At 71.8% G+C, this 18,678-nt stretch carries 18 protein-coding genes; 1 reads left to right on the top strand and 17 read right to left on the bottom strand.

Annotation, left to right across the window (positions count from 1 at the left end):
* Positions 1-51: 51 nt before the first annotated feature.
* From der to aroH, 5 genes are all read right to left on the bottom strand, one after another.
* The gene (gene der / locus ACFWV8_RS32200; protein WP_384212223.1) at positions 52-1,530 is read right to left on the bottom strand and encodes a ribosome biogenesis GTPase Der; all 1,479 of its coding nucleotides are present in this window, start codon (positions 1,528-1,530) and stop codon (positions 52-54) included.
* A gap of 51 nt (positions 1,531-1,581) precedes the next feature.
* Positions 1,582-2,274, bottom strand: a complete 693-nt coding sequence (locus tag ACFWV8_RS32195) for a lysophospholipid acyltransferase family protein (RefSeq protein ID WP_384212220.1) — start codon at positions 2,272-2,274, stop codon at positions 1,582-1,584.
* Positions 2,271-2,996, bottom strand: coding sequence for a (d)CMP kinase (gene cmk / locus ACFWV8_RS32190; protein ID WP_384212217.1), 726 nt, complete (start codon positions 2,994-2,996; stop codon positions 2,271-2,273). Before cmk ends, ACFWV8_RS32195 begins: the two co-directional genes overlap by 4 nt.
* 197 nt (positions 2,997-3,193) lie before the next feature.
* Positions 3,194-4,279 carry a prephenate dehydrogenase gene (locus tag ACFWV8_RS32185; RefSeq protein WP_384212214.1) on the bottom strand — a complete coding sequence of 362 codons (1,086 nt, stop codon included), beginning with the start codon at positions 4,277-4,279 and terminating at the stop codon, positions 3,194-3,196.
* Positions 4,276-4,638, bottom strand: a complete 363-nt coding sequence (gene aroH, locus ACFWV8_RS32180) for a chorismate mutase (RefSeq protein ID WP_329389422.1) — start codon at positions 4,636-4,638, stop codon at positions 4,276-4,278. Before aroH ends, ACFWV8_RS32185 begins: the two co-directional genes overlap by 4 nt.
* 156 nt (positions 4,639-4,794) lie before the next feature.
* Between aroH and ACFWV8_RS32175 the strand changes: the two genes are divergently transcribed.
* On the top strand, positions 4,795-5,493 hold the full coding sequence (locus ACFWV8_RS32175) for a DNA polymerase beta superfamily protein (RefSeq protein ID WP_384212210.1): 699 nt from the start codon (positions 4,795-4,797) through the stop codon (positions 5,491-5,493).
* Here ACFWV8_RS32175 and ACFWV8_RS32170 read toward each other — a convergent pair.
* The 12 genes from ACFWV8_RS32170 to ACFWV8_RS32115 all read right to left on the bottom strand — a co-directional run bounded on the left by ACFWV8_RS32170 (position 5,490) and on the right by ACFWV8_RS32115 (position 18,494).
* Complete coding sequence (locus ACFWV8_RS32170) at positions 5,490-6,344, bottom strand: DNA polymerase beta superfamily protein (protein ID WP_384212207.1); 855 nt, start codon at positions 6,342-6,344, stop codon at positions 5,490-5,492. The genes ACFWV8_RS32175 and ACFWV8_RS32170 overlap by 4 nt on opposite strands.
* Positions 6,345-6,347: 3 nt before the next feature.
* The gene (locus ACFWV8_RS32165; protein WP_384212204.1) at positions 6,348-7,370 is read right to left on the bottom strand and encodes an ADP-ribosylglycohydrolase family protein; all 1,023 of its coding nucleotides are present in this window, start codon (positions 7,368-7,370) and stop codon (positions 6,348-6,350) included.
* A complete protein-coding gene (locus ACFWV8_RS32160; protein ID WP_384212202.1) occupies positions 7,367-8,161 on the bottom strand; it encodes an NUDIX domain-containing protein in 795 nt (264 codons plus the stop codon). Before ACFWV8_RS32160 ends, ACFWV8_RS32165 begins: the two co-directional genes overlap by 4 nt.
* On the bottom strand, positions 8,158-9,240 hold the full coding sequence (locus ACFWV8_RS32155) for an AAA family ATPase (RefSeq protein ID WP_384212200.1): 1,083 nt from the start codon (positions 9,238-9,240) through the stop codon (positions 8,158-8,160). The genes ACFWV8_RS32160 and ACFWV8_RS32155 overlap by 4 nt, the downstream gene beginning before the upstream one ends.
* Entirely contained in the window at positions 9,237-9,890 is a 654-nt protein-coding gene (pnuC, locus tag ACFWV8_RS32150) for a nicotinamide riboside transporter PnuC (RefSeq protein WP_384212197.1), read from the bottom strand. Before pnuC ends, ACFWV8_RS32155 begins: the two co-directional genes overlap by 4 nt.
* A gap of 124 nt (positions 9,891-10,014) precedes the next feature.
* Positions 10,015-11,199, bottom strand: coding sequence for a pseudouridine synthase (locus tag ACFWV8_RS32145; protein ID WP_384212194.1), 1,185 nt, complete (start codon positions 11,197-11,199; stop codon positions 10,015-10,017).
* Positions 11,199-11,834, bottom strand: coding sequence for an SMC-Scp complex subunit ScpB (gene scpB, locus ACFWV8_RS32140; RefSeq protein WP_329389407.1), 636 nt, complete (start codon positions 11,832-11,834; stop codon positions 11,199-11,201). Before scpB ends, ACFWV8_RS32145 begins: the two co-directional genes overlap by 1 nt.
* Positions 11,831-13,015: a segregation/condensation protein A gene (locus tag ACFWV8_RS32135; protein ID WP_384212191.1), complete on the bottom strand. Its 1,185-nt coding sequence runs from the start codon at positions 13,013-13,015 to the stop codon at positions 11,831-11,833. Before ACFWV8_RS32135 ends, scpB begins: the two co-directional genes overlap by 4 nt.
* Positions 13,016-13,063: 48 nt before the next feature.
* The gene (locus ACFWV8_RS32130; RefSeq protein WP_384212188.1) at positions 13,064-13,699 is read right to left on the bottom strand and encodes a hypothetical protein; all 636 of its coding nucleotides are present in this window, start codon (positions 13,697-13,699) and stop codon (positions 13,064-13,066) included.
* Positions 13,684-14,808 carry a ParA family protein gene (locus tag ACFWV8_RS32125; protein ID WP_329389403.1) on the bottom strand — a complete coding sequence of 375 codons (1,125 nt, stop codon included), beginning with the start codon at positions 14,806-14,808 and terminating at the stop codon, positions 13,684-13,686. The genes ACFWV8_RS32130 and ACFWV8_RS32125 overlap by 16 nt, the downstream gene beginning before the upstream one ends.
* Positions 14,809-15,177: 369 nt before the next feature.
* Positions 15,178-16,293, bottom strand: a complete 1,116-nt coding sequence (ald, locus tag ACFWV8_RS32120; RefSeq protein ID WP_384212235.1) for an alanine dehydrogenase — start codon at positions 16,291-16,293, stop codon at positions 15,178-15,180.
* Positions 16,294-16,472: 179 nt separating this feature from the next.
* A complete protein-coding gene (locus ACFWV8_RS32115; RefSeq protein ID WP_384212232.1) occupies positions 16,473-18,494 on the bottom strand; it encodes a tetratricopeptide repeat protein in 2,022 nt (673 codons plus the stop codon).
* Positions 18,495-18,678: the final 184 nt, after the last annotated feature.

The raw sequence follows: 18,678 nt of genomic DNA, 5'->3' as shown, positions 1-18,678 counted from the left end.
ACGCGGATGTCTCCGCGCCGGCCCACCGGCTTCTCGTACCGCGACCGCGTGTCACTTCTTACGGCCGCGCTTCTCCCGCACCCGTACGGAGATGTGGATCGGCGTGCCCTCGAAGCCGAACTCCTCGCGGAGCCTGCGCTCCACGAAGCGCCGGTAGCCCGCCTCGATGAAGCCGGACGCGAAGAGCACGAAACGGGGCGGCCGGGTGCCCGCCTGCGTACCGAACAGGATGCGCGGCTGCTTGCCGCCGCGAATGGGGTGCGGGTGCCCGGCGACGAGTTCGCCGAGGAAGGCGTTGAGCCTGCCGGTCGGCACGCGCGTCTCCCAGCCCTCGATCGCCGTCTCGATCGCGGGGACAAGCCGTTCCATGTGCCGCCCGGTGCGCGCCGAGACGTTGACCCGGGGCGCCCACGCGATCTGCGCCAGCTCGGTCTCGATCTCGCGCTCCAGGTAGTAGCGGCGCTCCTCGTCGAGGGTGTCCCACTTGTTGTAGGCGACGACGAGGGCGCGGCCCGCGTCGACGGCCATCGTGATGATGCGCTGGTCCTGGACGCTGATGGACTCGCTCGTATCGATCAGTACGACGGCGACCTCGGCCTTCTCGACGGCGGCGGCCGTGCGGAGCGAGGCGTAGTAGTCGGCGCCCTCCTGGAGATGGACGCGGCGCCTGATGCCCGCCGTGTCCACGAACTTCCAGACCTTGCCGCCGAGTTCGATCAGCTCGTCGACCGGGTCGCGGGTGGTGCCGGCGATCTCGTTGACGACGACACGCTCCTCGCCCGCGACCTTGTTGAGCAGCGAGGACTTGCCGACGTTCGGGCGGCCGATCAGCGCGATACGGCGCGGGCCGCCGACGGTGGTGCCGAAGGTCTGCTGCGGGGCGTCGGGCAGCGCCTCCAGGACCGCGTCGAGCATGTCGCCCGTACCGCGGCCGTGCAGCGAGGACACGGGGTGCGGCTCGCCGAGGCCCAGCGACCAGAGCGCCGTGGCGTCGGCCTCGCCGCTCTGGCCGTCGACCTTGTTGGCGCAGAGCACGACGGGCTTGCCCGCGCGGCGCAGCAGCTTGACGACGGCCTCGTCGGTGTCGGTGGCGCCGACCGTGGAGTCCACGACGAAGACCACGGCGTCGGCGGTCTCGATGGCGAACTCGGCCTGGGCGGCGACGGAGGCGTCGAGTCCGAGGACGTCCTGCTCCCAGCCGCCGGTGTCGACGACCTTGAAGCGGCGTCCGGCCCACTCGGCCTCATAGGTGACGCGGTCGCGCGTGACGCCCGGCTTGTCCTGAACGACGGCTTCGCGGCGGCCGATGATGCGGTTCACCAGGGTCGACTTGCCGACATTGGGGCGGCCGACGACCGCGAGGACGGGCAGCGGGCCGTGACCGGCCTCGTCGAGCGCGCCCTCGATCTCCTCGGCGTCGAAGCCTTCGTGGGCGGCGAGCTCCATGAACTCCGAGTACTCGGCGTCGCCAAGCTCTCCGTGCTCGTCGACGGAGCCACCGGAGTCGCCGGAGTGAATGGGGTTGTTCATGAAGTCCGTACCTCGTTCATCGTGATCGGTGCACCGCGCGGACGCGGTGCACTACTCAAGTCCTGCCGGGCGCCCGGTGAGGCGCCTGGCGTGGTCCAGATGGGCGGTCAGCCGCTTCTGGATCCGCAGCGTGGCATCGTCCATCGCCTGCCGCGTGCGCCGGCCACTTCTGTCACCGGCCTCGAACGCGTCCCCGAAGACGACGTCGACACGGCTGCGCAGTGGTGGCAGCGCGGATATCAACCGCCCGCGGCGGTCCGTGCTTCCCAGCACCGCCACCGGGACGATCGGCGCCCCGGTGCGTACGGCGAAGTACGCGAGCCCGGACCGCAGGGAGGCGAAGTCGCCCTCTCCCCTGCTGCCCTCGGGGAAGATCCCCAGGACCCCGCCGCCCTTGAGCACCCCGAGGGCGTCGGTGACGGCGGCGCGGTCGGTGGTCTCACGGTCCACCTTCAGCTGTCCGATCGACAGCAGGAACGGGTCGAGCGGACCGATGAAGGCTTCCTTCTTGATCAGGAAGTGCACGGGCCTGGGCGCGGTGCCCATGAGCATCGGCCCGTCGATGTTGTGCGAGTGGTTGACGGCCAGGATCACCGGGCCGGTCACCGGGACCCGCCAGGCACCGAGCACCCGTGGCTTCCACAGGCCGTACATCAGTCCGATGCCGATGCGGCGGCCGACCGCGGCACCCTTCGGGGAGGGCGCGGCGGCGCGGGACGGTTCGGTCCGGGAGGGTCCGCTCACCGGGCCGCCCGCTTCTCCTCGACAAGGGTGACGACACACTCGATGACCTGCTGGAGCGTGAGGTCGGTGGTGTCCACCTCGACCGCGTCGGCCGCCTTGGCCAGCGGTGACGTCTTACGGCTTGAGTCGATCGCGTCCCGCTTGATCAGCGCTTCCCTGGTGGCCGCGAGGTCGCTGGCCTCCTTGCCCTTGAGTTCGCCGCTGCGGCGCGCGGCGCGCGCCTCGGGCGAGGCGGTGAGGAAGACCTTGAGGTCGGCGTCGGGCAGCACGGTCGTGCCGATGTCACGGCCCTCCACGACGATGCCGTTCCCCGCGCCGGCCGCGATGGAGCGCTGGAGTCCGGTGATGACGGCCCGTACCTCGGGGACGGCGCTGACCGCGCTGACCTTGGCCGTGACCGCCTGCGTACGGATGGGTCCCGAGGCGTCCGCGCCGTCGACGGTGATCGTCGGGTTCGCAGCGTCGGTGCCGGACACGATGACCGGCTTGCCGGCCGCCGTGGCGACGGCCGATGAGTCCTGGACGTCGATTCCGTTGCTGATCATCCACCAGGTGATCGCCCGGTACTGCGCGCCCGTGTCCAGGTAGCTCAGCCCGAGCTGGGTGGCCACGGCCCGGGACGTGCTCGACTTGCCGGTGCCCGCGGGCCCGTCGATGGCGACGATCACGGCGGCCGGGGCGGTCCTGGCGTCGGTTGCAGCGGTTTCCACGGGGGCGGACACCTTCCTGGTTCACGGGGCGCGGAGTCGTGGGCGAAGTGGTTCGCGCGCGACGGTCTGGATACGTTCCGGGGGCCGTTTCCCAACGCCCAGACGTCAGTGCGCCCCCGCACAAGGTTACCGAGTGCTGGGACCCTCCCTTACACCCCCGCGAAAGCCGCCCGTGCGGCCACCCTGGGCGGGTGCGCGGGCGGGCTCCGTCAGCGGCGGATCGACCAGCCGCGCTCGCGCAGCGCCGCGCTCAGCACGGGGGCCGCCGCGGGCTCCACCATCAGCTGGACCAGACCCGACTCCTGCCCGGTCGCGTGTTCGATCCGAACGTCCTCGACGTTGACCCCGGCGCTCCCGGCGTCCGCGAAGATACGCGCCAGCTCCCCGGGCCGGTCGCTGATCAGGACGGCCACCGTCTCGTACGCCGTCGGGGCCGCGCCGTGCTTGCCCGGTACCCGCACCCGGCCCGCGTTGCCCCGCCGCAGTACGTCCTCGATGCCCTCGGTGCCGTCGCGCCGCTTGGCCTCGTCGGCGGACTGGAGCGCCCGCAGCGCCTCGACGGTCTCGCCGAGGTCGGCGGCCACGCCCGCGAGCACGTCGGCGACGGGCCCCGGGTTGGCGGTGAGGATCTCGACCCACATCCGGGGGTCCGACGCGGCGATGCGCGTGACGTCGCGGATGCCCTGGCCGCAGAGCCGTACGGCCGCCTCGTCGGCGTCCTCCAGGCGGGCGGCGACCATCGAGGAGATCAGCTGAGGGGTGTGGGAGACGAGGGCGACGGCCCGGTCGTGGGCGTCGGCGTCCATCACGACCGGCACCGCGCGGCAGAGCGCGACCAGTTCGAGCGCGAGGTTCAGCACCTCGGTGTCGGTGCCGGGGGTGGGGGTCAGCACCCAGGGTCGGCCCTCGAAGAGATCGGCGGTGGCGGCGAGCGGCCCGGAGCTCTCCTTGCCGGCCATGGGGTGGGTTCCGATGTACGCGGCCAGGTCCAGGCCCAGCGCCTCCAGCTCGCGCCGGGGGCCGCCCTTGACGCTGGCGACGTCCAGATAGCCGCGCGCGCGGCCGGCGCGCATCGCGTCGGCGAGCGTGCCGGCGGTGTGCGCGGGCGGTACGGCGACGATCGCGAGGTCGACGGGGCCGGCCGGCGGCTCCTCGGTGCCCGCGCCGAGCGCCGCCGCCGTGCGCGCCCTGGCCGGGTCGTGGTCCACGAGGTGGACGGCGACACCGCGTCCGGCGAGCGTGAGGGCGGCCGAGGTGCCGATGAGGCCGGTTCCGATGACGAGGGCTGTTCTCACTGGGCGATGTCCTTGCGGAGGGCTGCCGCGGCGCCGAGGTAGACGTGCGCGATCTCGGACCGGGGGAGCTCGGACTCTATGTGCGCGAGGATGCGGACCACGCGCGGCATGGCGCCCTCGATGTCCAGCTCCTGCGCGCAGATCAGCGGGACGTCGACGATGCCGAGTCCGCGCGCGGCGGCGGCCGGGAAGTCGCTGTGCAGGTCGGGGGTGGCCGTGAACCAGATGCTGATCAGGTCGTCCTCCCCGAGGCTGTTGCGCTCCAGGATGGCGGAGAGCAGTTGCGCGACCTGTTCGTCCATGTGTCCCGGCTCGTCCCGCTCCAGCTGGACGGCCCCTCGGACAGCTCGTACCGGCACGTCGTGCTCCTCGTCCCGCTCAGTGATCGTGTACTCCGTCCAGGTTAGACAGATGTACGCGGATACGGCCCGGCCGACCGTTGCGCGAGACGGCCGCGGGCCCGGCTGCGGGCCTGGCTGCGGGTCAGTGGCGCGGCCCCCGTAATCTCCATGGCCATGAACCCCGAGGACCTGGTGCGCGAGCACACCGTCTACGCGTGCGTCATGGGCTCGCGCGCCTTCGGTCTGGCGACCGAGGGCAGTGACACCGACCGCCGGGGGGTGTTCCTGGCGCCGACACCGCTCTTCTGGCGCTTCGAGAAGCCTCCGACGCATGTCGACGGGCCGGCCGACGAGCAGTTCTCGTGGGAGCTGGAGCGTTTCTGTCTGCTCGCGCTGCGCGGCAATCCCAATGCGCTCGAATGCCTGCACTCGCCGCTCGTCGAGCATGCCGACGCCACCGGCCGTGAACTCCTCGCCCTGCGTGAGGCGTTCCTCTCCCGGCAGGCGCACGAGACCTTCGTCCGCTACGCGATCGGCCAGCGCCGGAAGCTGGAGGCGGACCTGCGGAAGCACGGCGCGCCCCGCTGGAAGCACGCCATGCATCTGCTGCGGCTGCTCGGCACCTGCCGCGATCTGCTGCGTACGGGGCGGCTGGTCGTCGACGCCGGTGACCAGCGCGAACCGCTGCTCGCGGTCAAACGCGGTGAGGTCTCGTGGGCGGAGGTGGAGCGGCGGATGAACCGCCTCGGAGAGGAGGCGGACACCGCGCTCGCCGGCTCCCCGCTGCCCGCCGAACCCGACCGCGCGCGTGTCGAGGACTTCGTGATCCGCACCCGCCGGGCGTCGGCGCTCGGCGTCCAGGTCAGGGCCTAGGGGATGTCCGGTCTCTCCAGCCGGGTGCGCACCACGAGGTCGTGGAGCGCCTCGTATCCGGCCGGGGAGTCGGGGAGCCGGGTCTCCTCCCTCGCGTCCGCCAGGACCTCGTGGAGGGCGTCCACGTCGCTCCGCAGGCGGGTCGGGGCGAGGCCCGTCGCCGCGCCGTGTTCGGCCTCGGCCTTCGCCTCGATCAGCTCGGGCAGATAGGCGGGGGCGCTCACCTCGCCGAGCAGTGTGGGCAGATGGGCCTGCACCTCGCCGCTGCGCATCAGATGGACACCGGTGAGCAGCGCCCTGAACGTGTAGAGCAGCGGCTTGAGTTCGCCGGTCTTCTCGAAGAGCCGCCACTGGGTCGCGGCGAATCCGCGGTAGTGGTGGGCGTGGTGGCCGGTGAGTACGCCGGGCGCGAGGGACAGCAGTTCGCGGTGCGCCTCGGTCGAGTGGACGATAAGCGGCGAGTGGAGCTGTTCCAGTACGTAGCCGTTGCGCCGCATCATCATCCGCACGAACTTCCGCAGGTCATGGCTGACCAGGTCCATCTCCACACCGTCCTGGTCCCACATCCGCGACCGGGTCTCGTCGGGCTCGTGCAGCCCGATGAGTTCGGCGACCGGCAGCAGATGGGCGCCGCGCAGGTCGACGTCGGAGTCCGTGGAGGGGAATCCGTAGAGGTGCGCGCCGGAGACGGTGGCGAACAGCAGCGGATCCGTCTCCTGGGCGAGGGCCGGGCCGAGATCGGTCACCGGCAGCCCGGCCCGCCGCAGGCGCCGGGCGCGCTCGTCCGCCGGCTCGTCGATACGGTGACCGGGAGCGCCGCCGTCGGCCACATGTTCGTCATCCATACGCATGGATCAAGCGTCCCAGAGTGCTCCGAGTTCCAGCAGCTCCTCGCGGTACTCGATCCGGTCCGCCCACTCCTTCGGCCACGCTCCCGCCCCGAGGTGCGCTCCCGCGAACGCGCCCGTCAGACAGGCGATCGAGTCCGAGTCGCCCTTGGTGCAGGCCGCCCGGCGCAGCGCGGTGACCGGCTCGTCGGGGAAGAGCAGGAAACAGAGCAGCCCGGTGGCGAACGCCTCCTCAGCGATCCAGCCGTCGCCGGTCGCCAGGCACGGGTCCGTCTCGGGGGACGGTGCGCGCAGGGCCCGTTGGAGCCGTTCGAGCACGGCCAGGCAGTCGTCCCAGCCCCGTTCGATGAAGTGCTCGGGGGTCGGGTCCTGGCTGTGGGTCCACAGATCGCCGAGCCACGCGTGGTGGTAGCGGGACCGGTTCTCGTACGCGTACGAGCGCAACAGACCCACCAGGCCCATCGGTTCGGTTCCCCGCGCCAGCAGACTCACCGCGTGGGCCGTGAGGTCGGAGGCAGCCAGGGCCGTCGGGTGGCCGTGGGTGAGGCCGGACTGCAACTGGGCCGCGCCCGACCGCTGTTCGGGGCTCAGTCCCGGCGCGAGCCCGACGGGCGCGACCCGCATGTTGGCGCCGCAGCCCTTGGAGCCGATCCGGCTCGCCTGCTGCCAGGGGCGGTCGCTGTCGAGCAACTGACAGGCCGTCATACAGGTGTTGCCGGGGGCCCGGTTGTTCTGCGGGTCGTGGAACCAGTCCACGAACTCCTCGCGTACCGGCCGGGTGAGGCTCAGCGGTCCGAGCGGGCCCCGGCCCATGGCGGTGCGCAGACCCCGGCCGAGCGCGAGCGTCATCTGGGTGTCGTCGCTGACGATCGCGGGCTTCAGCAGGGGTATCTCCCGCCAGGGACCGAACTTGGCGAGGATGGAGGGGACATCGTTGAACTCGGTGGGAAAGCCGAGGGCGTCGCCGAGCGCGAGCCCGGTCATGGCGCCGGTGGCGGCTGACTTGCCGGCCGTGTCCGTCGCGGTCATGGGGTGGTCCGTCCTTCCGGTCGAAGCAGCGGCGGGTGCAGCGCGGTGGCCCCGCCGGCGCGGTAGAGGGCGGCCGGTTTGCCCCGGCCGCCGGTGCGCCGCGGCGGGCCTTCGACCGGTTCGACGAAGCCGGGTGAAGTCAGCACCTTGCGGCGGAAGTTGGGCCGGTCCAGCACCACGCCCCAGACCGTCTCGTAGACCTGCTGAAGCTCCCCGAGGGTGAACTGGGGCGGGCAGAACGCCGTGGCGAGGCAGGTGTATTCGAGCTTGGCGCCGATACGGCGCCGGCCGTCGGCGAGGATCCCGCCGTGGTCGAAGGCGAGCCGGCCGAGCTCGTCGTGGTCGTACGGGGTCCACCGGGCCTGGGCTGCGTCGCCGCCCCCGCGCGGCTCGGGGAGATCGGGCACGAGCGCGGTGTACGCGACGGAGACGACCCGCATCCGGGGGTCGCGGTCCGGGTCGCTGTACGTACGCAGTTGCTCGGGCCGCAGTCCGGCCACGGTGTTCGGCGACAGGCCGGTCTCCTCGGCGAGTTCACGCCTGGCCGCCTGCCCGGCGGACTCCCGGGGCCGTACGAAGCCGCCGGGCAGCGCCCAGTGGCCCAGATACGGCTCTTCGCCCCGTTCGACGAGCAGGACGTGCAGACGGCTCTCACGGACCGTGAAGACGGCGAGATCGACGGTGACGGCGAACGGCACGAAGGCGGCGGGGTCGTAGTTCTCCGGCACCCGGGGCTGCCGGGAAGGCTGCCGCGAGGGCTGGGGAGTCTGAGGGGTCCGAGGGGGTGTCATCTGTTCTCCGGCAGAGGTGCGGCGAAGTACCAACCCTGCCCCAGCAGCGCGTCCACAGCGGCCACCGCCTCGGCGAGACGACTCTCGCGCGACCCTTCGAGCGCGACGAACGTCCGCCCCGTACGGGTCAGTTCGTCCCTGAAGCGGCCCGTCATCCAGGGCCGCAGCTCCTCGCCGTCGCGCAGTCCGTCGTCCTCGAAGGCGACGCCCTCATGGCCGGTGAGCAGCCACAGATGGTGCGGCACCCGGTCGGCGATCTCCTCGACGCGCGGGTTGCGCCCGCCCACGTACCGCTCGTGCCAGACGGTGGTGGCGAAGGAGTCGGTGTCGCAGACGAGGACGGGCGAGCCGTCCCGGGCCGCCTCCTCCTCCAGCTCGTTCTGCCGCCGGGCGATCAACGGGAAGTCCCCGGTGGTGAATTCGACGTCCTCCCACTGCGCGCCGGGCCAGCTCTCACGCAGGGAGGCCAGCTTCCGCTCGCTGAACTCCCGCCCGTACTCGGGCACATGCCGCGTACGGCTCCACACGCCGCCACGCGCCCTGTAGTGCTCGGCGAGCGCCAGCGCGAGGGTCGTGGTGCCGGTGGACTCGGCGCCGAGCACCACGACGCGGCGGGTGAGCGCTGCCCGGACGGGCGGGGCGAGGAAGTCCCAGCAGCCGACGGGGTCCTTGCGGACGGCAGTCCCCGACACCGGGTGGAGCGTGCGGTCCGGGTCCACGGCGACGGACTCGGCGCCGAAGCGGCGGGCGAGTTCGTCCCCGTACGACTCCGAGGTGAAGACGGCGTCCACGGGCTCGGGGACGGCCGCGCGGAAGACCGCCATGTGCGCGTCCCAGACGGCGGGGTCGTGCAGATCCATCGGGGTGTCGTCGACGGCGCCCACGACATGGGCGTCCGGATGGATCTCGCGCATCCAGGCGACGCGGTCGGCGAGCGGTACGGACTCGACGGAGGCGGCGCAGACGAGGACCGTGAGCCGTTCGCAGCGCTCCCGCGCGGTCCGTACGAGGTGGTGGTGGCCCGCGTGCGGAGGGTAGAACTTGCCGAGGACCAGGCCGTGTTCGTAGCTCCCGCTCATGCCGTGACCTCCAGTGGCACGGCGGGCCGGCCTGCCAGGTCGCGCGACCAGTTCCGCAGCCCGATGAGGCACAGGGTCAGGAAGCCCACGTACAGGATCGACGTCAGATACAGGTCCTTGTGCGCGTAGAGCGGGATGTAGACGACGTCGGCCGCGATCCACAGCCACCAGGACTCCAGCCGCTTGCGGCACTGCCCGTAGGTCGCCATCAGCGAGAGCGCGGTGGTGACGGCGTCCCAGAAGGGGACCGTCGATGAGGTCTGGTGGTCGAGGAGCAGCGTCAGTCCGAGAGTTCCCACCGCCCCCGCCACGAGCAGCCAGCCCCACTCGGTGCGCGTGGTGCGCCGCACCGGGAGAGATGACGTACCTGGTCCACCCCCGTGGGTCCAGGTCCACCAGCCGTACGTGGCGAGAGCGATGAAGACGACCTGCAGCCCGGCGTCGGCGTACAGACCCGCCTGGGTGAACAGCAGGATGAAGAACAGGTTGTTGGCGATGCCGATCGGCCAGTTGGCGATGTGCTGGCGGGCGACGAGCCAGACGCAGAGCGCTCCGCTGCCGAAGCCGAGCACCTCGGTCCAGCTCACCGGGGTGTCGAGAACGGTCACCAAAGGCTGCTGCAACGGGTCGAGGAAATCCGCGAGACTCACACCCGCCTCCTTAATAGTCATACTGACTATAAAGGCGAACCGGCGGGCCCCGCAAGGAGGAAAGCCCGTGGCCTCGGGCCACGGGCTTTCCTCAACTGCTGCGGTTCGGGTCGAACAGGCCTGCCTACAGGCCGACTTCCTGCATCAGCATGCCGACCTCGGTGTTGGTGAGGCGGCGCAGCCAGCCGGACTTCTGGTCGCCGAGCGGGATCGGCCCGAACGCGGTGCGGACCAGCCGGTCGACGGGGAAGCCCGCCTCGGAGAGCATGCGGCGCACGATGTGCTTGCGGCCCTCGTGGAGGACCACCTCGACCAGATAGTTCTTCCCGGTGTTCTCCACGACACGGAAGTGGTCGGCGCGGGCGTAGCCGTCCTCCAACTGGATGCCGTCCTTGAGCCGCTTGCCCAGATCACGCGGCAACGGGCCCTGGACGGCGGCGAGATACGTCTTCTTCACGCCGTACCTGGGGTGCGTGAGCCGGTGGGCCAGCTCACCGTGGTTGGTGAGCAGGATGATGCCCTCGGTCTCGGTGTCCAGCCGGCCCACGTGGAACAGCCGGGTCTCGCGGTTGGTGACGTAGTCGCCGAGGTTCTGCCTGCCGTCCGGGTCGCCCATCGTGGAGACGACGCCCGCGGGCTTGTTCAGCGCGAAGAAGAGATGCGACTGGGTGGCGACGGTGAGCCCGTCGACCTTGATCTCGTCGCGGTGCGGGTCGACACGCATGCCCTGCTCGACGACGATCTCACCGTTGACCTCGACACGGGCCTGCTCGATCAGCTCCTCGCAGGCCCGGCGCGAGCCCATGCCGGCCCGCGCGAGGATCTTCTGCAGCCGCTCGCCCTCCTGCTCGGCGCCCGGGTTGGTCCTCGGGGTCCTGATCTCCGGCTTGTCGGCGTACCGGTCGCGGTTGCGCTGCTCGATCTTGGCGTCCAGCTCGCGCGGGCGGGCGGGCTTGCCCTGGGCCCGGCGCTTGGCCGCGATGCTCGGGGCCTTGGGCCCGCCCTTGGCACCGCCGCGGGCCGCCGCGCCACGGCTGCCGCCGCCCGACGGGCCACCGGAACCGCCCTGACCGCCACCCTGGCCACCGCGCCCGACGTCGTAACGGCGCTCCTCGGGACGCGGCGTACCCTCACGCTTCGGCTGCTTGTCGCCGCGCGAGCCGGCGCCGCCGCCGCTCCCCCGGCTCCCGGCGCCCCCGCTGCCGCCGCGACCGCCGCCGGCCCTCGACTGGGGTTTGCCGCCCGCGGCTCCCCGGCCGCCGCTCCGGTCGCCGCTGCCGCTTCCGCTGTTCCTGCCGTTGCTTCGCATCAAATGTCCGTCTTGTCGTCTGCGTGAGTGTCCGGGGCGTACGGTGCGTCCGGATCGAACGACGGAACGCCTTCCAGGCTGTCGGCCTCGATCGCGTCCGCCTCCGGAAGGAAGGGCGCGAGTTCCGGAAGCTCGTCCAGACCGCGCAGGCCCATCCGCTCCAGGAAATAGTTCGTCGTCCTGTACAGGATCGCACCTGTTTCGGGTTCCGCTCCCGCCTCCTCGACGAGACCGCGCTGGAGGAGGGTCCGCATGACCCCGTCACAGTTCACTCCGCGTACGGCCGAGACCCGGGACCGGCTGACCGGCTGGCGGTACGCCACGACCGCCAGGGTCTCCAGCGCGGCCTGTGTGAGCCGGGCCTGCTGGCCGTCGAGCACGAAGCCCTCGACGGCCTCCGCGTACTCGGCCCGCGAGTAGAAGCGCCAGCCGCCCGCGACGAGGCGCAGCTCGAATCCGCGGCCCTGGACGGTGTACTCGTCGGCCAGCTCGCGCAGCGCGTCCGCGACGGCCCTGCGCGGCCGGTCCAGGACCTTGGCCAGGTGGTCCTCGGTCGCGGGCTCGTCGACGACCATGAGGACCGCCTCCAGGGCGGGCTTGAGATCGAGGTCGGCGACCGTCCGTTGCTCGCTCACGCCATCTCCTCGCTCGTGTCCGTCGCGGCGTCCGCTTCCTTCGTGCGCTTCGAGTCCTTCGCGTCCTCCACGGGGTCGGGCGGACGGTCGAACTCGTCCGTGACCCGTGGCTGCTCGCCGTCGTCCCCGCCCGTCCAGCGCACCATGAGGGGCCCCAGGGCCTCGTCCTGGGCAAGAGCGACGGCCTTCTCCCGGTAGAGCTCCAGCAGCGCCAGGAAGCGCGCCACGACGGTGAGCGTGTCCGGGGCGTCCTCGGCGAGTGTCAGGAAACTCACCTCGCCGGCCGCCCGCAGCATCGCCACGACGATCCCCGCCTGCTCCTGGACGGAGACGAGCGGCGCGTGGATGTGGTCGACGTAGACCTGCGGCTTGGGCTTGGGCTGCATCGCCTTGACCGCGAGCCGGGCGAAGCCCTCGGCGCCGATGCTGATGACGACCTCGGGGAGGAGCGCGGCGTGGTGCGGTTCCAGACCGACGGTACGGGGGTAGCGGCGCGACTCGGAGTCGAGCCGGGCGCTGAAGATCTCGGCGATCTGCTTGTACGCGCGGTACTGGAGCAGCCGGGCGAAGAGCAGGTCCCTGGCCTCCAGCAGCGCCAGGTCGCCCTCGTCCTCCACGTCGGCGGACGGCAGCAGGCGTGCGGCCTTGAGGTCGAGGAGCGTGGCCGCGACGACCAGGAACTCGGTGGTCTGGTCGAGGTCCCAGTCGGTGCCCATCGCTCGTATGTGCACCATGAACTCGTCGGTGACCTTCGAGAGCGCGACCTCGGTGACGTCCATCTTGTGCTTCGAGATCAGCTGAAGGAGCAGATCGAAAGGCCCCTCGAAGTTCGCGAGCCGAACGGTGAACCGCCCGTCGTCGGGCTCGGGTTCACCATCGGCGGTGGGGGCGGGCTCGGGGTCCGCGTCAGGTCCGGTTACGGGCTCCGGGTCCGGTACGGGTACGGCATCCGGTACGGGCTCGGGGTCCGGCCCGGCTGGGAGCTCAGGTTCCGGCTCCGGCTCGGCTGCGGGCGCGGGCAGTGGTACTCGTACGGCCTCCGGCTCGGGGCCCGGCTCAGGCTCGGCCTCCGCCCCCGGCTCCACGACCACCGGCGGCTCGACCGCCGCGCCGCCCGCCCCCGGCCCACGGCCCAGCGCGCGGCGGGGCGAGCGGGCTGTGGGTTCGTCGGTCGGTGGCATGGCGGTCCTGGAGGCGGAAGAGCGGTGCTCGGTCCGGCGAGGCTACCCTCAGCGCCCGCGCAGGCGCCGTACGAGAATGCTCGCGTCGCCGCGCGACTCCAGGTCGGCGAGGACAACGGCGACCGCCTCACGGACGATCCGCCCCCGGTCCACGGCGAGACCGTGCTCGCCGCGCAGCACCAGACGCGCGTGCTCCAGGTCCATCAGTTCCTCGGCGGAGACGTAGACCGTGATCTTCTCGTCGTGCCGTTCGCGCCCGCTGGGGCGGCGATTGGCGCCGCGGCCCCCTCGGCGGCGCTGGCCGCCCTGCTGGCCCGCCTGGGCCGCTCCACCGCCGCTGCCGCCGCCCGCGGTGCCGCCGCCCGCGGTGCCGCCGCTGTCCTGCGATCCCGGGGACCGGCGCTGGGGCTGCTCCCGTTCCGGGGTGCGGCTGCGGGACGTGGCCGCCGAGTCCGCGTCAGTCGCCGAGTGCTCCTGGGCCGGTGCCGGCGCGGAAGCGGGTGGCGCCGCCTGCGCGGCCCCCGACTGTTCGGCGACCGGGTCGCTCTCCTGGGCCGGTGCCGGGACCCGCGGCTCACCGTTCGCGGTACGCCGCCGGTCTCCCGGTGAGGAAGCCTGGAGCGCCATGCCCCCGGTCGTACGGAACAGCTCGTCGGCCCCGGGCAGACTCACTCGGCGTGACACCGGGCGAGCACCTCCCTGGCGAGCTGGCGATAGGCGGCGGCACCGACGGAGTTGGAGGCGTAGGTGGTGATGGGCTCACCGGCGACGGTGGTCTCCGGGAAGCGCACGGTCCGGCCGATCACCGTGTGGTACACGTGATCGTCGAAGGCCTCGACGACCCGCGCCAGGACCTCGCGGCTGTGCACCGTACGGGAGTCGTACATCGTGGCGAGGATGCCGTCGAGCTCCAGCTCCGGGTTGAGCCGCTCCTGGACCTTCTCGATGGTCTCGGTCAGCAGCGCCACACCGCGCAGCGCGAAGAACTCGCACTCCAGCGGGACGATCACCTTGTGCGCGGCGGTCAGCGCGTTCACGGTCAGCAGACCGAGCGAGGGCTGGCAGTCGATCACGATGTAGTCGTAGTCCTGCATCAGCGGCTTGAGCGCCCGCTGGAGCGTGGACTCCCTGGCGACCTCGCTCACCAGCTGCACCTCGGCGGCCGAGAGGTCGATGTTGCTCGGGAGCAGGTCCATGTTGGGCACGGCGGTCTTCAGGAGCACCTCGTCGGCCGACATGCCCCGCTCCATGAGCAGGTTGTAGACCGTGAGGTCGAGCTCCATCGGGTTGACCCCGAGCCCGACGGACAGGGCGCCCTGCGGGTCGAAGTCGACGAGCAGCACCCGCCGGCCGTACTCCGCGAGCGCGGCGCCCAGGTTGATGGTCGACGTGGTCTTGCCGACGCCGCCCTTCTGGTTGCACATCGCGATGATCTTCGCGGGGCCGTGGTCGGTGACCGGGCCGGGGATCGGGAAGTACGGCAGGGGACGCCCGGTCGGGCCGATTCGCTCGCGGCGCTGTCTGGCCGCGTCGGGCGCGAGGGTGGCCGCGTACTCGGGGTCGGGCTCGTACTCGGCGTCGGGGTCGTAGAAGTGCCCCTCGGGCACCTCGTCGAAGTCGGCGAAGTGGGTGGACTCTCGGCCACTCTCGTTGCCGGCCATGGCGTTCACGTTGTGGCCGTCCATCGTCTGGTGGGCTGTCGTCATGTGCTGATGGGTGGTGAAGGTGCGGACAGCGACGGAGCCGACGGCCTCTAGCCCGGACGACGGGCTCCGGTGGCCCAGCGCGGGCATTCCTGGTTGACCACCCCCGGGAGTAAATGTCGACTCATTCACAAGTCGTCTTACCTCCTTGGACGTGACCAGGAAACTTATCGATAGGTCAGCGTGGCACCATGCCGACGGTTGGCGACTCTATGGCGTGTCACCACTCCGCAGCAACACAATCCGCCGGACCCGGCCCGATGTGTCGGCAACCGAACACCCCTGTGTCAAGGGCGCACAGGGCTCCGTCGGCGCGCTTCACACGGGTGCGAAAGGGTTAAAGGGTTACGTTCGAGGCGAGTTGAGCGCGGGCGCGGGAGTGGCCGGACACACAGTCGGCCGGATCTCGCCGAGCAAGATCCGGCCGGGGGCGTCAGGTTGACGAACGCCGTTGACGGGTCAGCCCAGAACCGTTGCCAGTTCGGTGTACGGAAGACCGTGCGCCTCGGCCACGGAACCGTAAGTGACCTGCCCGTCATGGGCGTTGAGGCCCTTGGCGAGCGCCGGGTCGCGGCGCAGCGCCTCGGTCCAGCCGAGGTCGGCGAGAGCCACGATGTAGGGAAGCGTGGCATTCGTCAGCGCGTAGGTGGAGGTGTTGGGTACGGCGCCCGGCATGTTGGCGACGCAGTAGAACACCGAGTCATGGATCTGGAAGGTCGGCTCGGCGTGGGTGGTGGGGTGTGAATCCTCGAAGCAACCACCCTGATCGATTGCAATGTCGACAAGTACACTTCCGGGCTTCATCTTGGCCACGAGCGCGTTGGTGACCAACTTCGGCGCCTTCGCCCCGGGGATGAGAACGGCGCCGACGACGAGGTCGGCCTCGACGACCGCCCGCTCCAGTTCGTACGCGTTGGAGACGATGGTCTGCACCTTCGTGCCGAAGACTCTGTCGGCCTCGCGCAGCTTGTCGATGTCCCGGTCGAGCAGGGTCACATGGAAGCCCATGCCGACGGCGATCTGCGTGGCGTTCCAGCCGGAGACACCGCCGCCGATGACGACGGCGCGGCCCGGAGCCGTACCGGGAACGCCGCCGGGCAGCACGCCACGGCCGCCGACCGAGCGCATCAGGTGGTAGGCGCCGACCTGCGGGGCCAGCCGGCCCGCGACCTCGGACATCGGGGCGAGCAGCGGGAGGCGGCGGTTCGCGGTCTCGACGGTCTCGTACGCGATGGCGGTGGTACGGGACTTCAGCAGCGCGTCCGTGCACTCGCGGGAGGCGGCGAGATGCAGGTACGTGAAGAGGGTCTGGTCCTTGCGGAGGCGGTGGTACTCCTCGGCGATGGGCTCCTTGACCTTCAGCACCAGGTCGGCGGCGGCCCAGACGTCGTCGGCGGTGGGCAGTGTCCGGGCGCCGGCGGCGGTGAACTCGGCGTCGCTGATCGAGGAGCCGGCGCCGGCGTCCCGCTCGATGACGACCTGATGGCCGTGGCGCACGAGCTCGTGCACTCCGGCGGGGGTGATGGCCACCCGGAACTCGTTGTTCTTGACCTCGCGGGGGATGCCGACGAGCACGGTGATCACGGTCCTTGGCTCAGGGATTGCTCGGGCAATGCCCTACAAACCCATACGCCTACGGCGCATCGGAAGGCATCGCTAACTTACGACAGAGCCATTCTAATGAAGGGCTTCTCGCTGTCTAGCCTTGCAAAGCATCAAGGTTCCGCCGAGGCGCTTCGGATTTCGTAGGCGGATCAGCCCGCAGAGGAGTCGGTCGACAGCAGACGGCCGGAGGCTTTGCGGTGCAGCCGGGCCGCCGTCGGGTCGCCGAGGCGGTCCAGCGTGTCCGCGAGCCGCAGTTCCAGCGCGGCCTGGAGCCGGGTGTCCCCGGCCAGCCGGGCGTACTCCACGGCCTCCTGGCAGGTCCCCAGCGACTCCTCGGGACGGCCCGCGTACTCCAGGACCCTGGCCGCCTCGCTGAGCGCGCGGGCCTGACCTGGAAGGTCCTGGAGCCTGCGGAAGCCCGCCGACGCGGCGCGCCAGTGGCGCAGCGCCTCGCCGTAGCGGCCCGCGCAGGTGTGGACGGTGCCGAGGCGTCCGTACAGCCGCGCCTCGTCGGCCCGCTCGCCTCGGCTGAGCCGCTGCGCGAGGGCGCGGCCGTACCAGTCGGCGGCGCGGTGCCAGTCCTGGAGTTCCTGGTAGGCGCTGCCTACGGATTCCATCGCACGGCCGGTGGCGTAGTGGTCGTTCGCGGCCCTTCCGGCGTCCAGGGCAGACCGGTACCGGGCCAGCGCGTCGTGCGTACGGCCCGTCAAGGCGTCCAGATCGCCGATGTTGAGCAGGGCCGCGGCCTCCTCACGGTGCAGGCCCTGGCGCTCGGCGACACCGAGGACCAGCTGGTGCAGCCCGTACAGGTCGGGGGCCGCAGCGTCCGTGCCCTGGTGTGCGGCGAGCGCCCTGACCAGCGCGGAGACCAGCCTGCGGGCGAGGGTGTCCAGTCCGCCGTCGGCCACGGCGAGCCGGGCGGAGGCCAGCAGGGCGGGCCTGCGGGAGCGCAGCCAGTCGGCGGCGGCCCGGGTGTTCGGGAAGCGCGCGGCGTGGGGCAGGGCTGCGAGCTTCCTGCGCGCCTGCGAACCGTCGGGCTCGGTGACCGCGCGGCAGGACTGGAGCAGCCGTACGGTCCGCTCCAGCATCCGCGCCCTGGCGAGCTGCACCTCGGCGGGGCGTTCCTTCGCCTCCATCAGCGCGCGCATGAACGGGGCGAGGGAGCCGAGGACCTCGTACTGCTCCCCCGCAGGCCGCAGCAGGTTCAGTCCGGCGAGGTCGTCCAGCGCCGCCCTGGCGGCCGAGACGGAACATCCGGCCAGCGCGGACGCGGTGTGGGCGTCGGCGAATCCGGCGGGGGCCAGTGCGAGCAGCCGCAGGACCCCGGCGGTGGAGGGCGGCAGCTCCTCGTAGACGAAGCGGAAGGCACGCGCCAACGCCCGTACGCCCTGCGGCTGTTCGGGATCCCAGGGGACGGAGCGCAGCCGCTTGGCGGCGTCGGCGACGGAGACCGTGGGGCGGGCGGCGAGCCAGCCACCGACGACGGCGAGCGCGGCGGGCTGGCCGCCGCACTCCTCCGCGAGCGACTCGGCGGCCTGCGGGTCGACGGTGATGCGGACGGTTCCGGTGTAGGTGCTGAGCAGTTCGATCGCGGCCTTGGCGTCCAGGCCGCCGATGGTGCACGGGCGGACGTCCGGGATACCGGTGAGGGGGCCGCGCGATACGGCGACGACGAGGCAGTCCGGGTTCTCCGGGAGCAGGAGGTCGACCTGCTCGGCGTCGTGGGCGTCGTCGAGGAGCAGCAGGACCCGGCGGTCGGCGAGCGCGTCGCGCACCATCTCGGACAGCTCGTCCTCACCGGCGCCGGGCGGCACGGCGATGCCGAACTCGCCGAGGAGATCGCGTGCGGTGCGCTCGACGGGGACGGGCTCGCCGCTCGGCTCGGTGAGCCGGATGTGCAGCACCCCGTCCGGATACCGCCGCCCCACCTGCCGCGCCAGCTCCCGCGCGAGCGCGGTCCGCCCGGAGCCCCGCTGCCCGGCGATGAGCAGCACCCGGGTATGGGCGGCCTTCCGCCCGGCGATGGTGTTGAGCCCGGCCCGCTCGATGTCGCTGTGCAGACTCTTCAACTCCCGCTGCCGCCCGAAGAATCCGGGGGCGGCGAGGGCGGTCTCGGACGCGGTCGCGGATTGCGGGGCGGGCCCGGCGTCCCGTCCAGCGCCGAGGGGCACGATCGCGGGAGCGGCGGTCACCGTGCGAGCGCCATCGGCCGCGGTCGCGGGGTGCGGGGCACGCCCGGACTCCGTGCGCCCGGCCCCGGCGTCCCGTCCAGCGCCGAGGGGCACGATCGCGGGAGCGGCGGTCACCGTGCGAGCGCCATCGGCCGCGGTCGCGGGGTGCGGGGCACGCCCGGAC

It is taken from the genome of Streptomyces sp. NPDC058665, from assembly GCF_042714995.1.
Taxonomy (GTDB): Bacteria; Actinomycetota; Actinomycetes; order Streptomycetales; family Streptomycetaceae; genus Streptomyces.
This window is presented reverse-complemented; position numbering and strand designations above follow the sequence as displayed.

Coding starts and splice junctions, on each gene's coding strand:
- der (WP_384212223.1), bottom strand. CDS start 1,530: ATGAACAACCCCATTCACTCCGGCGACTCCGGTGGCTCCGTCGACGAG.
- ACFWV8_RS32175 (WP_384212210.1), top strand. CDS start 4,795: ATGAACCCCGAGGACCTGGTGCGCGAGCACACCGTCTACGCGTGCGTC.
- ACFWV8_RS32170 (WP_384212207.1), bottom strand. CDS start 6,344: ATGCGTATGGATGACGAACATGTGGCCGACGGCGGCGCTCCCGGTCAC.
- ACFWV8_RS32165 (WP_384212204.1), bottom strand. CDS start 7,370: ATGACCGCGACGGACACGGCCGGCAAGTCAGCCGCCACCGGCGCCATG.
- ACFWV8_RS32160 (WP_384212202.1), bottom strand. CDS start 8,161: ATGACACCCCCTCGGACCCCTCAGACTCCCCAGCCCTCGCGGCAGCCT.
- ACFWV8_RS32155 (WP_384212200.1), bottom strand. CDS start 9,240: ATGAGCGGGAGCTACGAACACGGCCTGGTCCTCGGCAAGTTCTACCCT.
- ACFWV8_RS32145 (WP_384212194.1), bottom strand. CDS start 11,199: ATGCGAAGCAACGGCAGGAACAGCGGAAGCGGCAGCGGCGACCGGAGC.
- ACFWV8_RS32135 (WP_384212191.1), bottom strand. CDS start 13,015: ATGCCACCGACCGACGAACCCACAGCCCGCTCGCCCCGCCGCGCGCTG.
- ACFWV8_RS32125 (WP_329389403.1), bottom strand. CDS start 14,808: ATGCCCGCGCTGGGCCACCGGAGCCCGTCGTCCGGGCTAGAGGCCGTC.